Origin of the sequence: Pelagimonas sp. KU-00592-HH, assembly GCF_040369695.1 — a bacterium.
In the GTDB taxonomy this organism is placed as follows: domain Bacteria; phylum Pseudomonadota; class Alphaproteobacteria; order Rhodobacterales; family Rhodobacteraceae; genus Shimia.
In genome coordinates this window covers 118,770-134,951 of record NZ_BAABWM010000004.1, presented here as the reverse complement: position 1 = coordinate 134,951, position 16,182 = coordinate 118,770, and the positions used below count along the sequence as shown (strand labels likewise).

At 56.4% G+C, this 16,182-nt stretch carries 7 protein-coding genes; 4 read left to right on the top strand and 3 right to left on the bottom strand.

Features of this window, described 5'->3' with window-relative positions; translation table 11 throughout:
• Positions 1 to 64: 64 nt before the first annotated feature.
• Positions 65 to 5,308 (bottom strand): cadherin-like domain-containing protein, encoded by a 5,244-nt coding sequence (locus ABWV42_RS15935; protein ID WP_353341046.1) that lies wholly within the window; start codon positions 5,306 to 5,308, stop codon positions 65 to 67.
• Positions 5,309 to 5,647: 339 nt separating this feature from the next.
• Here ABWV42_RS15935 and ABWV42_RS15930 point away from each other — a divergent pair, with 339 nt between their 5' ends.
• The 4 genes from ABWV42_RS15930 to ABWV42_RS15915 all read left to right on the top strand — a co-directional run bounded on the left by ABWV42_RS15930 (position 5,648) and on the right by ABWV42_RS15915 (position 13,373).
• On the top strand, positions 5,648 to 6,571 hold the full coding sequence (locus ABWV42_RS15930) for a hypothetical protein (RefSeq protein ID WP_353341045.1): 924 nt from the start codon (positions 5,648 to 5,650) through the stop codon (positions 6,569 to 6,571).
• Positions 6,572 to 6,705: 134 nt separating this feature from the next.
• Positions 6,706 to 7,158, top strand: coding sequence for a hypothetical protein (locus tag ABWV42_RS15925; RefSeq protein WP_353341044.1), 453 nt, complete (start codon positions 6,706 to 6,708; stop codon positions 7,156 to 7,158).
• 108 nt (positions 7,159 to 7,266) lie between these two features.
• Complete coding sequence (locus ABWV42_RS15920) at positions 7,267 to 9,135, top strand: glycosyltransferase family 2 protein (protein ID WP_353341043.1); 1,869 nt, start codon at positions 7,267 to 7,269, stop codon at positions 9,133 to 9,135.
• A 122-nt stretch (positions 9,136 to 9,257) separates the two neighbouring features.
• Positions 9,258 to 13,373, top strand: a complete 4,116-nt coding sequence (locus ABWV42_RS15915) for a glycosyltransferase family 2 protein (protein ID WP_353341042.1) — start codon at positions 9,258 to 9,260, stop codon at positions 13,371 to 13,373.
• A gap of 62 nt (positions 13,374 to 13,435) precedes the next feature.
• Here the strand turns inward: ABWV42_RS15915 and ABWV42_RS15910 are convergent, their stop codons facing one another.
• Both ABWV42_RS15910 and ABWV42_RS15905 read right to left on the bottom strand, forming a co-directional pair.
• Positions 13,436 to 15,004 (bottom strand): glycosyltransferase, encoded by a 1,569-nt coding sequence (locus ABWV42_RS15910; RefSeq protein WP_353341041.1) that lies wholly within the window; start codon positions 15,002 to 15,004, stop codon positions 13,436 to 13,438.
• 14 nt (positions 15,005 to 15,018) lie between these two features.
• Positions 15,019 to 16,005: a sulfotransferase family protein gene (locus ABWV42_RS15905; RefSeq protein ID WP_353341040.1), complete on the bottom strand. Its 987-nt coding sequence runs from the start codon at positions 16,003 to 16,005 to the stop codon at positions 15,019 to 15,021.
• Positions 16,006 to 16,182: the final 177 nt, after the last annotated feature.

Genomic DNA, 16,182 nt, shown 5'->3' with positions numbered 1-16,182 from the left:
CAACTTACAGGGTACCCACCAACGCTGTTGCTAGGCGGCCCGCGTCGAAGAATTCGCGTATGTGTCACCACCCAAGTATATCAAAGCTTTCTTCAGCGCCTCCGACTGTCTCGTCCAGTCCGGCGATGGTCAGCGAAACAGCGGCGGTGTCCGTGCCGCCCTGTCCGTCCGAGACCGTATAGGTGAAGCTGTCTCCGAGGAAATCGCCGGCGGCAAGCGCCTGAATGGCCGAGGCCGCGGTGGGATCGTAGACCACGTTGCCATCCGCATCGAGAGACAGGGCCGCGCCATGGGTCGAGGTAGCCTCCACCGACAGGATCACCAGCGTATCCCCATCGGCGTCCGTATCGTTGCCAAGCAGGTCTGCCGCGTCAATTGTCGTGACCTGATCCTCATGGGCAAGGGCCGAAGTTGCAGGGGAGCCATCCGCATTGAAAATCCGCGCGCGGATGCCATAGCCGTCAGGATCTGCGGTTTGGTCGATCGAGTACCATGAGATCACGAACTGGCCGTTGTCCAGCGCGCTGACGTTGGGTGCGATTTGATAGTTATGTGTGATCTCGTTGACTAGAAAATCGCTCACGGCTTCAGTGCCATCAGAATTAAAGACCCTGGCGCGAATCCCGTATCCATCCATATCTTCCGTTCGATCAAAAGAATACCACGCAACCACAAATTGGCCATTTGAGAGGGTAGCAATAGACGGCGTAAACTGGTGACTTTGCATAACCTCATTGACCTGAAACTCACTCACGGCTTCGCTACCATCCGCATTGAAGATGCGCGCCCGAATACCATAGCCTTCTGTATCTTCGGTTAGGTCATATGAATACCAGGTGATTGCAAACTGACCGTTGTCCAACGCTGTGATGGTTGGTTGCCGCTGATCGCTCGACATTTCAGAGTTGACCTGGAATTCACTGATAGCTTCAGTGCCATCCGCATTGAATACCCGGGCGCGAATACCATAGCCGCTTGTATCTTCGATGCGATCCTCGGACTGCCAGGCAACTACAAACTGTCCGTTGCTGAGTGTCTCAACGTGAGGGTAATACTGGTCTTGAGTCAGGACCGAATTGACCTGAAATTCATCCACCGCTTCGCTACCATCCGCATTGAAAATCCGGGCACGAATACCGTATCCACTTGGGTCTTCGGTTAAATCATTCGATCGCCACGTGACAACAAAGCGCCCATTGGAAAGGGCCGTGACACTGGCAACGGCCTGATCGTTTTGCAGAACCTCGTTCACTTGGAACTCGTTGCCAGCCGCGGTGCCATCGGCATTGAAGACACGTGCCCGCACGCCAGAAAAGGACGTATCTTCTGTCCGGTCACCCGAATGCCAGGTGACAACGAACTGGCCGGTGCTCAGAACCGTGATACTTGGCTGATACTGATAATTTTGCGTGATTTCATTGACCAGAAACTCACTGACGGCCTCGCTGCCATCCGAATTCAGGATGCGCGCGCGGATACCTGAGCCGGAGGTGTCATCGGTGCCGTCAAATGAATGCCAGGCAACCACGAACTGGCCGTTGCCAAGTTTGGCGGCAACCGATTCATACTGATGTCCCGCCGTGACCTCGTTCACTTGGAACTCGGGAATAGTCAGTGTCCCACCCAATGTGTCATCTTCCGCCACGGGGCCGGTGTTTTCGTCGAGACCGGAGACGGCAATGGTCACCGTTGCGGTATCCGTGCCGCCGTTGCCGTCGGAGACCGTATAGGTGAACGTGTCTTCCAGAAACGCCCCGTCGGCCAGCGCCTGAATGGCGGCGGCGGTTGTGGGGTCGTAGATCAGGTTGCCATCGCCATCGAGCGTTACCGTCGCGCCGTTGGTGGATGTGGCGTCGACCGCAGAGATCGTCAGGGTATGGCCGTCGGGGTCGCTGTCGTTGGCCAGCAAGTCCGTGGCCGCGATTTGAGTGACGGTCTCTTCGTCCGTGTAGGCCGGATCGGTTGTGGCATCCGGGCCTTCGAGGCTGTCGTCGGCTGCGATTGGATCACCGTTCTTTCCAGACACGGTGATTGTGACGGTGGCCGTGTCGCTTCCTCCGTTGCCGTCCGAAATGGTGTAGGTGAAGGTGTCGTCCAGCCGATCTCCGAGTACCAGCGCCTGAATGATCGAAGAGGACGTCGGATCGTAAACCACGTTGCCATCAGGATCGAGCGTCACCGTCGCACCGTTGGCGCTTGTGGGCTGCACCGAAGTGATCACCAAAGTGTCGCCGTCGGCATCGGTATCATTGGCGAGAAGTTCGGAAGCCAAGATGACAACGGGCGCGTCAGCGGTGGCCCTGCTGTCGCTGGCGGGGGTGCCATCGGCGTTGAAAATCCGTGCGAGGATGTCTGTTTCCGAGGTGTCTTCTGTTCCGTCCCATGACGTCCAGGCCACCACAAACTGGCCATTGCTCAAAGCCGTGATGGTTGGAAATGCCTGACTGTTTGGAAACAAATCGTTGATCTGAAATTCGCTGACGGATTCGCTGCCGTCTGCATTGAAAATGCGCCCGCGAATCCCGGATTCTGAATCATCCTCGCCTTCATTCGACTCCCAAACGACCACGAAACGCCCGTCGGCCAGGCTGGTGACCTTCGCATTGGTTTGGTTTGTATTCTTGATCTCGTTGACCTGAAACTCGGCCACGGCCTCACTGCCATCCGCATTAAAGATGCGCGCCCGAATCCCAGATCCGGACTTGTCTTCAACACTGTCGAAGGACTGCCAAACGACGACGAACTGGCCGTTCTCCAAGGCAGCAACATTGGGAGAAAATTGGTTTCCAGCTGTCACACTGTTGGCCTGAAATTCACTGACGGTTTTGTTTCCATCAGAGTCAAAAATATTGACTCGGATGCCTGTGAGGAATCTGTCCTCGGCGGTAGGATCAGAATGCGATACAACTACGAACCCCCCATTGGATAGAGCGGTGACAATTGGTCGAGTATGAAAATTGGTTAGTACCGAGTTGACTTGGAATTCGCTGACTGCCTCACTTCCATCCGAGTTGAAAATGCGCGCTTGAATGTCGATGCTCGTTGTCTGTGCAAGATGTGAATCGGTCCTGCTCAAAGCCCAAGTGACGACGAACCGTCCATTCTCGAGGGCCGTTACGCTCGGGACATTCTGTCTATGTTGCGTAAAATCGTTGACCAAAAAATCGGCAACGACTTCATTGCCATCTCCGTCAAAAATTCGGGCCCGAACCCCGTGTCCGTCTGTGTCTTCAATAAGGTCTGTAGAATGCCATGTGACGACGAAGTGACCGTTGTCGAGTGTTGCGACACTTGGCTCACCTTGGTGGGACACGGTTATACCGTTCGCAAGAAATTCGCTAACGACCTCGCTACCATCCGACCCGAAAATCCGTGCGCGGATGTCTGAATTGGGCGTAACGTGCGTCCGGTCTAATGAAGACCACGTTAGTACAAAATTGCCATTGCCAAGATCTGCAACGCTTGACCGCCCTACGTTACCGGATAGTGGGTCGTTGGCCAGAAACTCTACTCTTGGAATGTCCTCCAGTCGAACATCCCGCGCCACTGGGCGTGACATGACTTCGATCCCGCCGAAGTTGGCGGCGGTGAATTTTTCGGCCTTGCGGTTTTCGATGCGCAGCAAAGTGGCGTCCGCCGTCCCGTCGCCGTCGAAATCTGCGCGCAGCAAGGTGTCTGTACCGTCCTGTTCAAGCGATAGGAGGGCTGCGAAGGGATTGCTGGTGCCATCCCAGTGGGCGGTGATATCGGCCAGTGGGCCGAGATCGATGGTGTCCTTTTTGAGGTTGAAGTCGAGAACGCGTTGTTCGCCTGCGCTTGTGGTATCGGTGAAAGCAAGGCGGATGACATCCTCGCCCAGACCAAGGTTCAGGGCACTTGTTCCCCCCTGTATGACGATGGTGTCGGCCCCGTTGCCGGCTTCGATCTGGTTCAGGATGCCGCCGGAAATTTCGATCAGATCATTGCCGAGGCCAGCTTTGGCAGTGTCATTGCCTGAGCCGATCCGGATCGTGTCCTGACCCTGACCCGCCTCGATCAGGTTGTTGCCGCTGGATGTGATGATCAGGTCATGGCCATCCAGCGTCCTGACAGTATCGTCGCCAGCACCGGCCAGAACCGTGTCTGCGCCGCCCTTGTTCACATCCTTGTAGATGTCATCGCCGTCCCCGAGCTCCGCGTAGTCGAAACCTGTGCCGCCGAGAACCGAGTCGTTGCCGTTGCCGGCATAAAGGCTGTCTTTGCCAGCATTTCCTTCAAGGGTGTCGTCGGCGCTTCCTCCGTAGAGCGTGTCGCTGCCTGTATTGCCGATCAGGCTGACCGCCATGGTTGAAACCGACGCGTCGATCAGATCGTTGTGTTTGCCGCCGTCCACCGTGTCGCCGGCCCGTCCGGCATATGCGGCATCCAACAGATAGGTGTCGTTGCCTTTGCCCAGATTGACGAGGTCTTCGCCCGAGCCTGTAACCGTGTCCGCGCCGCCACCCGCATTGATCTTGTCGGCGCCCAGCCCGCCGTTGATCACGTCCAGACCATCGCCGCCGAAAATCGTATCCTTGAAAAGACCGCCTGTGATCGTGTCGCTACCTGTGCCGCCAGACAAGAAGTTGGCACCTGCGGTGGCACTTAGCAAATCGTCATGCGCCTGCCCGAGGATTGTATCGCGCCCGTTGCCACCCAGGATCGTGTCGCCGCCATCGCCACCATCGAGTTTGTCATGCCCACCTAGGCCCGAGATCCAGTCCTTGCCCAGCCCGCCTAGGACCGTGTCCGCCCCCTCTGTGCCGGTGATCGAGTCTGCGAGGCTTGTGACTATTCCCGGGATTGTGCCGAGGTCGATGGATGTATTCGGGGCAACGCTCCCGTTCGGGATCGCGCTCAGATCGGTGACGCGGCTCAGCTTGGAGAGGTCACCTGCATGGGTCAGCGCCGTTGCCCCCTGTCCGCCAATCCGGAAGAAATGCACCCGGCCGAGAGGGTCTGCGGCGCTTGGGTCTTGTTCGAGGATCAGGAAGTCGGTGAAATTTCCGGATGTATAGGTCATCCGGCCCGCGCGCACGGTCCAGCCTGCTGTCGAGGCGGGTGCGAGATCAATGGCGTCCGTGCCGACATGCAGATTGTGCAGCGTGCCGACGGCTGCTCCCAGCTGAATTGCCTCTGGAAGATGCGGTGTCGCACTGCCTGACAGGAGGGTGTAGGACAACATGAAGTCTTCGGAGACCGTGAGCTTCAGGGAGGTTGCCTGCCAGTCGCTGGCATTGCCGAGGGCGTCAAGCGCCCAGGATCCGCCGACCAAAGTAAATGTTGTCATCCTGAAATCCCTTTGGAAAAAATAGGGTTTAGCACTGAAAATGAGCTTTAACGCACCGACGGTATTTGGTGGCGGAACCCGTGTCAAAGGAAAGATCATCGGGGGAAACATGCACTTGTCCGATTGTGTCGGCGTGGTGTGACGCAAGAGCCGACCTGAAATCCTGACCGTGAGGTGGCAGCAGGTGGAACATGGCCGACGCGGGTGCATCGCAGTTTACGGAGTTGGGAATCTGTGGCTATTCTTGATGATGGAATGGTTCTGCAGGAGGTGTGTGGCTTGCCTAGAAAGACGCTCCGGTACGTGTTGATTGGGTTGTGGGGGGGCATGATCGCGGTCATGTCACCAGCGTGGGCGAACCAGCCATCCGATGACATTCCCAAGTGGTTGCAGCGTCATGTCGGAACGGAAGACGGGAAGATCGCGCCTGTGGTTCTTGAGAGGGCGCGGGCTTTGCACCAGAGGAAAACGGCCGAAGGCGCGACCCGAAATCCCTGTTATTTCGCAAAGGACGCCACGCGGCCCAGCACCGGGCCGGACGGGAAACCGGGGCGGCGGTTCTACATCATCTGCGAAGGGCGAAAATCGTTCCGGGCGGTGTCTTCGGGATATGGCAACGGGCGCAAGTTGCCGCGTGCGAATTTTTCGAACGGGCGCGAGTGCGCGCAGCATTTCAGCAACGCCGAAGGGTCGAAGCTGAGTGCGGGGGGCGCCTATATGACGGCCGAGACCCGGACATCTTTCAAGGGGTTCCTGAAGCAATCGGGCAAGCGTATTCCGTTTTACCGGACCTTCCTTTTGTTTGATGGCGAAGGCGAGATCAGCAATGCGCGCGAGCGGGCGATCGGCGGGCATCAGGCAGTGTTTCTCAAGTGGCAGTGTCGTTACAAGAACGCGAGCAGTCGCCATGCGGACACTGCCGGTTTTGTGCCGTTCGGACGGTTGGTGGATTACACCAGCGGGCGCAGCAATGGCTGTACGACGTGGTCGGAAGAGGTGTCACGAGAGATCATCGCGATGGTCGAAGGCAATCCGACAAGCCTGTATTTCTATCCCGAGTCGGGGGATATCGAGGCGGTGGCCCGTGCCGTGAAGAAAGGCAAATCGCCGGCGCAGTCCGGTACTTATTGGAATGCCCAGTGCCTGAACGAAATCGGCGCGCCGAAGTTCTGGCACAAGAAGAAACTTCAGCCCATTATCAACCAGTGGCGTCGTTCGTTGCCGAAACATCCTCCCAGAGAGCTTCCAATCTGTCGATCCTAGCGTGAGGCGGGTTTCGTTTTGTGCCTTTCCCGAGTAATTTGGCACCGTGATGCTGGGACACGCGGGTTGGCTTGGACAGAGGAACACGCGGGGCTGGGCTCACAAGATTTCGGGCTACCTATTGCGGATCACTGATGGCAGCGTCTTACATTATCCATACGCCGGAAAACGTGAAATACGTGCGAATATCCGGCACCACGAATTACCGGGAGCTTGAGGCGCTTTTCTATGAATATGTGCGTGATCCGGAATTTCGGCCGGATATGCGCATCTTGGCGGACCTGCGAGAGATGACCGATGCCGTTGCGGGGCTGTTGGAGATTCTCAGGCTCAAGAAACTTTACCAATACGCATATCGCGATGCGGTGGGGGCGGTTGATGTCGTGATCGTTGCCAAGAAGGGCATTGCCTACCGCGCCGCCCGGACCTTCAAGCTGTTCATGTTCGACAGGAAACCGTTGAACATTCTGATTACCCAAGATCTTGGTCATGCTCAGGAGATTCTTGGGCTGAGCAGCTACATGCTGGCGCAAATGCAGCAAGAGACGGCTGCCACCAAGGCCCCTTCGCTCAAACTTGTCCCCTAGGGTTGCGCGACTTGTCGCTGTTTGTAGCTGAAGATGGCTTGATGCTTGACCTGTGGGGCAAAGGGCGGTTCAAGCAGGGCAAGATTACTAAGATTGCGGAGGCCGGCAATGCGCCCCCCTGAAACGATTGGTTCGCCGAAGGTTTCGGTGATTGTTCCCATTTACAACGTGGCCGATCACATCGGCCCCTGCATTCAATCGCTTCAGGATCAGCTGTTTACCGATTTCGAGGCGATCCTGATTGATGACGGATCGACCGACGGTAGTGGCGACATTGCACGTTCGTTGGTGTCCGAGGACCCCCGGTTCCAGATCCATCAACAGGCCAATGCCGGTCTGTCTGCGGCGCGTAATGCCGGGCTGGAACATGCCCGCGGGCAATATGTCAGCTTTATCGACAGTGATGATCGGGTTGCACCGGGCTTTCTTGAACGGATGGTTGAGACGCTTGAGCAGACCGAGGCGGACTGGGTCAGTTGTGCGGTGTCGTTCTGTTTCCCGGATGGTCGTACGGAATTGCACTCGGCCACTCATGGCGCGCCGGACATCGACATGTTGCAACCGCGCCGCCAGTCGTTGGAAGACTGGAATGACGTGGTTCGGCTTTATCCATCGGCATGGAACAAGCTCTACCGGCGCGACCTGATCGAGGGTCTGCGCTTTGATGAGGGGCTGTATTTCGAGGATCATCCATTCTACTACCGGTATGCCAAGCGCACGGATCACATCGTCTTGCTGCCAGAGCCCCTGTACCTTCATACCCGTGGGCGCGAGGGGCAAATCACGCGCGAGGAATCAGAAAGGGTTTTCGAACAGTTTCGCATTCTCGAGCTGATGCGCGAGGTGATGTTTGACTCGGACAAGGCCAACGCGCAGGAGGCGTTTTCCGCCATTGCAACACGGGTGACGTTCGAGCGGAGCCTGGTGCTGCATGACCGCCAATTGCGGCAGAGGTTCATTAATCATTCCCGTGCCCTGATCGGGGATGGGGCGTCTGATGAACTTGGCGTCGGGGCCTCATGGATGAGTGTACTGCGTGGTGATATTCCGGTGACGGTGGTTGTGCCGACGGATGGCAACCCAGGTCCTTTGCGCGAGACGCTGAAGTCGCTTGCTGTGCAGGCGATGGGTGAGGCCGAGGTTCTCGTGGTGCTGGATGATGGCGCCGAGCATATGCGACTGTCGGTGTTCGAATGCGCGGCGCCGTTTGCCAATGCGTCGGTTCTGACAGGGAACGGAGCGCCGGGTGTTGCACCTGCACGCAACCGCGGGCTGGATGCGGCGCGGGGCGATGCGATCGTGTTCCTTGATGCCGGTGATACCCTGCCACCTGCGGCGTTGGGCACCTGGCACAACCGGCTGGTCAAGGCGAATGCCCGTGTCGGCATGGCGGTCATGCTGATGGGGGGGGCGCCGGATGCACCGCACTCGGGACTGCATGATCCCGTTGTGGCGACCGAGACATTCCTGGACGAAGACGGGTTCGAGCCGACGGGCGATGAGGGTGTCTATCTTCACGCACATCCTTCGGCGAAGATCTTTGACCGGGTGTTCCTTCAGAACCGGAAAATCCGCTTTCAAATCGAGCCGCTGGCCTCTTGGTACATGATCATCGAGGCATTGGCGCACGCCGATCGTGCCGTCTACATCTCGAAACAGAGGGCCCGTATTGCCAATCGAGGTGAAACACGCCGTTTCTGGCGTCGTCCCGAAACCGTCGATACTCTTGTCTGGGCCTTGGAGCGGCTGTCACATGCCGCGGTGCGAGAGCCGTTGACGCCGCAGCAGAAGACCCGGCTTTTCGTGCGGGCCGTCTGGGAGAAGATCAACTTTGCCGACTTCCCAAACCCAGAGGACAAACAAGCCTTTGCCAATGCAGCCAAGGCGCACCTAGAAACGCTGGATACCAGTGAATTGTCGCTTGATCCCTATGTCGGAGACCATTTGAAAGGCATCCTTGGCTTTGGGGAAAATTAGTTTCAACCCACGCGGGAGTAGCGCCGCACTTCATTGGACAAACTATTAAAAACCCTTCAAAGAAGGTGTGTAGTTTCCCAGTGACGCAATTGATTCAGCTACCGAATTAGCAGGAGCTTAGTATGCTTAATTTCCGATCTCTCGGAGGCGCCGAATTTAAATACGCGGTTGATTTTTCGGATGTGGATTTTGCCAACATTTCGTTTTTCGACCGTACGAAGAAGCAGATCATCTTTCACTTGTCACTGCGCAAGGCCAAGAACCTTGCCGTGGTGAATGCCAAACGCAATGGCGAATGGCAGGGAGAGATCAGCAAGCCTTTGGAGATGGGGGACCGTCTGGATGATGTCGCCATCCGTTTTGACGGCGAAACCGTGGCCGTTCAGATCGAAGGCAACGAGCTTTTCCGGTTCGAGGAAGATTTTGCAGGTCTAGAAAGCGTTCAGCACATCAATTTTTCCGGTGGGCTGGATAAATCGAGCTTTGTCATCGAAGGTGCGGCAAATCAGAATCGTGAAGGCGAAGGACGTATCGACCTTGGCCTAGGCCTTGATGTCTATGGCTGGGGTGTGGATACGGCGCTGTCGCAACAGTCGGTGGTAGTCGAGGTGGAGGGGCTCAAGGAGCCGATCTTGTTCCACACAAACGAAATGCCGGAAATCGCGAAGAAATATGACATCGACGCGGATTCGCAGGTCGGCTTTTTTGCGCAACTGCCCGGGAGGATCTGGGAGGCCGGCAAAACCCGGGACTCCGTAAAACTCAAGGTGACCAGCAATGGCGCGGTCTGTGGGAATCCGCTGCTGCTTGAGAAGTCCAAGGTGGCAGAACGTATCGACGAGATTGCTGCGCGAGGCCACCTTGCGTCGGAGACCTTCAACCTGTTGCTTGCGCTGGAACATGTGAAGTTCGGCGATCTCTGGAGCAAACTGGCGAAGAAAACCCAAGAGGTTCTGATCCAGACTGCCAACGATCACGGACTTGAAGAGTATCTCGAACTGCCTGAAGCCGAGCAACCAAAGTTCGTTCCGGCCGTCAAAACACCCGATACCCTGCTGTTGCAGAAGGCGCGCAAGATGTTTGGGTCGCTTCTGATGTCAGGCAAGAGCCCAGATGCCATTTCCGCATTCAATGAGGTCGCTGGCAAACTACCGCTGACAACCCATATGTATCGCGCATTCCTGCTGGCTGTGACCGATGAGTTTTGCTGCTCCAACCAGTTCGAGGAACTGTACCGTCAAGCGGCGACCCGAGGTGCACAGACCTTTGAGATAAGCAAGAACGCTTGGCACAATTCGGTTATTCTGCCCTATCTTGGCATGGAAGGCCGGTTGGACGAGGTCACAAGCGCGCTTTGGTCACTGAGCGATGCGGCCGGAAGTGGATGGATCGCCACGCCTGCGGTGGGTTGGACCATTCGGAAAGTTGTCAGCGATAGTGATGGTCCTGCGACCGACAAGTCGCGCGACAACATTATTTATGCGTTCAAGGGGCTGCTGGAGAAGCGGAATAACCACTATTGGTCGCGTTTGCGTTGCAACGAACTGATCAAGACGATCGTGTTCCTGATCACGTCGCGCGAAAAGTTCGCCGATTACCTGTGTCGCGATATCGAGAAGTTCGCGGTTCGAAACTTTGGCCTCTCGCGCATATTCTGGACAGTTCTTGATGAGGCCCTGGAGGCAAAAGGCATCGAAGCAGGTCCGACTTTGCGTTTCGCAAAAGGCCAGTTCGAGATCGTGCGTGCTGGTGTGGGTGGTGACGTTGATGGTTTGGAAGAGGCAATTGCCTTTTTTGAGTCCATGGAGAACCCGGAAGCCAGCCGTTTCCGGCTTGAGCTGCTGGGTCCGAGCGGCCTTCCCAAGAAAGTCGCTGAAGAGCCGGTGGAAAATGCCATGCTGGACGGCCTGTTGCTGCGTGGACAGGATACCGAAAGCGCCCTGCTGCGTGGACTGGCGTTCCCGGGTGTCCAAAAGAACGCCTCGCCTCAGGAAGCGGAAATTGTCCGACGCGCGATCCGCAAACGCCACAAGGACACACCACATGCGTTGCTTTACGAACAGCAGGTTTCCTATGGCCAGGGCGCTCTGGCATTTCTGACGGCGATTGCCAAAGGGGATCTTGTCGGTGACAGCGAAGAGGCCGAAGACCGGTTGCAGGACCTGTTGACGCAGCTCAACATCCTGTCATCGGGACGCAGCGATTTCCTTGGCTTGGGATTGATGATTGCCTTGTTCGACGGATTGATCCGCCTTGAAGAAGAGGCGCTGGCGACAGTAGCCCTTGCCCAGTTGAACCTTTTGTGCGCGCAGACGCCAAGCGATCAGAAGAACAACCTGTTCGCGCAACCCGCGATCTATTCTGCGCTAAGGTCCCTGTCACAAACGGCCGCGCGGATGAACAACGAGCTGGCACTCGTGGGTCTGTCGTTGTTCCCCAGATTCTCGGTACCGGAAGAAGTTGAACGGGTCGTGGACAAGGAGCTCGACTTTGGGGCAATCACACCCTTGTTCGATACGATCGTCGTTGTGTTCTCGTGTGTACCCTATCTCTCGAAGCGCATTGATCCGATGCGTGAGGGCTGGCTTGGCAAGCTGAAGGCGCTGGGCATTCCCTATATCGTGGTGGTCGGGGACGGTGATGGCCGCCGCGAAGGCGACATCGTGTATCTGGATGCGCCAGATAACTATGAGGGCTTGCCGCAGAAGACCCTGAAATCTGTTGAATGGGTCTACAAGAACACCGACTTTGCCTTCATGCTCAAGATCGATGATGACTGCTTCATCAACGTTGACGAGTATTTCCAAAGTCTCAGCTATCGGAAATTCGACTATTACGGCCGCCGTCTCATGCGTCACAAGGGGCAGACGGACCGGGTTTGGCACTTCTCGAAGTCGGAATCCGAACGCGGCCGCAAGGAACTTGATAAGTCACCCGAACCGTCGGAATACGCGGATGGCGGCAGCGGGTATTCCCTTAGTCGCCGAGCGATGGGCGAGATTCTCAAAACCATGCAAACGACGGAAGGTCAGGGTCTGATCTCTGTCAGCTTCATGGAAGACAAGATGATCGGCGACCTTCTCGCGCTGTCCAACATCAAGGTCAGTGAAGAAGACTACTATGTGACGATCCAGCGGCGCACCTATGGTGCCGCAACGCCGGTCTCGTTGTGGCAGAATGCATTCTTTGCCGGGCCTTTGTCGCCGGCCAAGCAGGTCCACATGGATACGCATGTCGTGCAGCTTGAGGCGATGGACCGGCTGACGGTGCCACAGTTGTATCCCCGCAAGATCTGGCCGACGTTTGCGCCTGTCAAACTCGGGTATGAGAGCAATCTGCTTGAACTGGTGAGCAGCGATGAGAAGCTTGAGTCACTGAACAAGGAAGACGTGGCGGTTGTGGCCTGTGTGCGCAACGAGAAGTTCATGCTTCCGGAGTTCCTTGCGCACTATCGCAAACTTGGTGTGAAAGCCTTTTTGATTTCGGACAACACGTCGGACGATGGCACCCTGGAATATCTTCTGGAACAGCCGGACGTGGCCGTCTTCTCGGTCGACAGTTCCTATAACAACTCGCAATACGGCGTGACATGGCAGATGGCGATCCTTGCAAACCTGCGGGTTGGTCGCTGGTCGCTGGTGGCGGATGCCGACGAACTGCTGGTTTACAAGGGATGGGAGAAAACCTCTCTGCCCAAGCTTCTTGCATCCAAGCAGTTCGAGGACGTGGACGCAGTGCGTCTCTACATGCTGGACATGTATCCCAAGGGCGAGCTGAGCAGTGTCACGCTGGAAAGCGGGGATCCGTTTTCGGAAGCCGATCAGGTCGACAAGGAACCCTTCCTGCGGAATATGGCGGCACGTGGCCCATTCTCGGACAGCAAGACGGTGACCAGCGCCCTGCGCCACAGGTTGCTGCCGGATTCCAAGCCGGAACTGTTCACCGCGCAGAAATATGCGCTGTTGAAGTACAAGCCCTGGATGCGGCCTTCTGCGGGTCTTCACTATGTGGCGGATCTGAAGGTGGCCGAGATGGAAATGATCTTTGCCCACTTCAAATACAACGCTCAGTTCCGGGCCAAGGCCGAGGCGGAGGTTGCGCGCGGACAGCACTTCAACGATGCAGAAGAGTACCGCAAGTATCTGGCGCTGGTCTCGGAAGGCCGGGAAGTTGTCTATGATCCCAAGGTGTCGATCCACTGGCGCGATTGTGCCGAGGTCAAGCGCATCCTTGACTGATAATCCAAATGAAAAAGGCTCCGGAACCCCGGAGCCTTTTATGCATCAATCCTGAAGCATGATCAGCTGGCGACAGCTGCGGCTTTCTTGGCTGGTTTTGCCTTTGGTTCGGCCGAAGGCAGATATGCGATTGGACGCGCCTTCGTGTCATAAACCTTGTGCAACTCGTCGAGGTGTTCAGCCATGGAATGCGGCGCCATAGCGTTCTTCCAGTAGTCCTCGGTCGAAACCTTGCCATCGAGGATAGCTCCGATCTTTTTGGCGAAATCGGTTGTGCTACCGTTTTTGAAAACCATGTTCTTGCAATTGCCAAGCTCCTGCGCACCGCCGAGGTCAGAGGTGAGCAATGGAATGTGGCGGGCATGCATTTCAATGGCAACCTGCGGGAGGTTGTCTTCCCAGAGAACGGGGATCACACCAAGATCCGCCTCTTCCAGGATCGTGTCGAGTTGCTCGTGGGTATAGCCATCGGCAAACAACAAGGAGGCAAAGCGTTCGCTAAGCGCGGTAATGCGGTCCATGGTTGGCTGGTCGATGAGGCGCGACGCGATCACGACATGGATGCGCTCGGCAAGCTCTTGAGGGAGGGCTTCCAGCGCTTCCAGAAGGAAGAAGAACCCTTTGTCGCGACGCATGTAGCCCAGATAGGCAATGGTCAGGCTGCCATCCGGCTTTACGATCGATGGTTTCGGATGTGTGTGCTCGAACTTTTCAGCATGGCGGGTGCCGATATAGCTGGTCTGGATCAGGGCGGGAGCAATGCCGAACTTGGCCGCCACTTCGCCCACGCGGTCAGAAACGCACAAAACGGAATCGCAATAGGTGTTGATGGTCTTGACCATTTGCGCGCGCCGCCGCGTGTACTTGCGATGGCTCATCTCGATGCGCTTGAGAAGCTTGTTCGAGCCTTCCTTCTTGGGGGTGGGTTTCTGGCCCTTCTTGAAGAGCCTGTTCGATACGCGCACTGCTTTGCCTGCCAAGCGCATTGACGGGCCGAAACCGCGGTCAAACAGACGAGACCCGGGGCGGATACCGCGCTTTTTGAGGTTGAAAGCCACGGCATTGGCGAGGCGAACAATACGTTCGTCATGATGATGCGGCAGGCAGGTTTCGCACTTTTTCCCACTGTCAAAATCGAGGCAGTTTTCTCGTTCCTGGAACCAGAGGTTTACCTGCGGGCAGAGCGGGTAGTAGTTGTGAAGCGAGAAGATAACCCGAGTTTCCGGCCAATGCTCCTTGATCTTCAGGGCAGATGCCGGGAGGCCTTCGAGGTTGTTGAAATGAACAACATCAAACGGGCCTTTTTTGCGAATGAAGTCGAAGAAGGCTTCGGTGGTTTCCTCTTCGTCGAGTTGAACCTCGTGGCCAAAGGAATGGTGAGCTGGTGAAAGCACGCCAGAGTTCACGATCTCAAACCGGCGGCGCCGGTTTTCGGTCGGGCCGTGCTTGACCCGCTCCCAGCGCGGCTTGTTGTTAAACAGGTCGTATGAGATGCCAGACGAGATGAAGTAGCACTCGCGCTCTTCCTCGGCGTTCAGTTCGTGAATCACGTTCTTCTGATAGACGCTGACGCCGCCGCCCCGTTTTTCATCGTCCAGGTAGTCGACCCAGTTGTAGAAGAGAATTTTCATGGATCCAAAACCACCTATTTCAATTTCTGTTCAAGTTCTTCGATACGTTTTTCCAGTGCGGAAAAATTCGACCGATTAATGCGTTGGCGCAAGTGAAGGAACTCGGAAAAAACAAAGCCAAGCATAAGGTCCTGATCGACCTGTTGCTGTGATGCCGGTTGGGGCAGGTTCTGCATGAAGGCTTCGGTGTTGATATGGCTGCCAGACTGGGTCTCAAGCCATTCCAGACCTTGGCGGGCACGCACGCGTGCTTCGGTCATACCTTCGCCACGTCGCACGATCTGGCGGTCCTGCATGTCGATGTAATCAAGGGCCTGCTTGCGCACGGCGTTGATCGTGTTCTTGCCCAGCTCCATGTTCTGCATCAGGCGAACAAGCTCGACGACACGATCATCCATGCGCGGGTTCGGGTCTTTCTCGATCTTCAACAGATCGGGCGGCAGGTTTGTTCCCAAGTATTCGACGAAGTCTTCGTGCAGGGCAGCGGGGTTGGCCGGGTCTTTGACATAAGGACGGATGCTGACGTTTTCGGCGCCCAGCATCTCGATCCAGGGACCAAGAGCGCGTTCATAGTTGTAGTGGATTTCCTCAATGTCGCCATTTACCGCGCGGTTGATGTCGGCAACGCGGAAGCGCATCTTGATCAACTGATTGTACCAGGAATGCAGGTGTGCCCCGGGTTCGCGCAGGTAGGCGACGGCCTTGACCTTGATACCTTCAGGCCGGTTCTCAAGAATTTTCTGGAGCGCCTCCCGGGCTCGCGGGAACTGGCCGATCCGCATGAATTCTTCCGAACTGATCAGGACATTCGGCTGTTCGGATTCGAGTACGGCCTTGAACAGATCGCCCCACATTTTTTCAGGTTTGGTGGGATCGCTATAGTCATACATCAACTTGCCTACGCCCGCTGCGCGCAGCAGCGAAAATGCGAAGGCCGAGTGTTTCGAGTTGTGCATCCAGACGTCGGGATAATCTACGCCTGCCTTTGAAAGGAATTCCAAATGTTGATGAAAGAAAACCTGAAGGGCTGTGGTGCCGGTTTTGTAATGGCCTATGTGGAGGATCAGGGTCTTGGACATTTCTTCCGCCAGTAAAGTAAATATTGCTATCGCCCTTTGGGCGCATCCCTTCTGTGCCGCATTCAAGGTGCGCTGGTCAAGCAATCTGCTGGTTCGCGT

What these genes read in the sequence shown, in the direction of transcription:
- ABWV42_RS15935 (WP_353341046.1), bottom strand. Translation starts at nt 5,308, where the DNA reads ATGACAACATTTACTTTGGTCGGCGGATCCTGGGCGCTTGACGCCCTC.
- ABWV42_RS15930 (WP_353341045.1), top strand. Translation starts at nt 5,648, where the DNA reads ATGTCACCAGCGTGGGCGAACCAGCCATCCGATGACATTCCCAAGTGG.
- ABWV42_RS15925 (WP_353341044.1), top strand. Translation starts at nt 6,706, where the DNA reads ATGGCAGCGTCTTACATTATCCATACGCCGGAAAACGTGAAATACGTG.
- ABWV42_RS15920 (WP_353341043.1), top strand. Translation starts at nt 7,267, where the DNA reads ATGCGCCCCCCTGAAACGATTGGTTCGCCGAAGGTTTCGGTGATTGTT.
- ABWV42_RS15915 (WP_353341042.1), top strand. Translation starts at nt 9,258, where the DNA reads ATGCTTAATTTCCGATCTCTCGGAGGCGCCGAATTTAAATACGCGGTT.
- ABWV42_RS15910 (WP_353341041.1), bottom strand. Translation starts at nt 15,004, where the DNA reads ATGAAAATTCTCTTCTACAACTGGGTCGACTACCTGGACGATGAAAAA.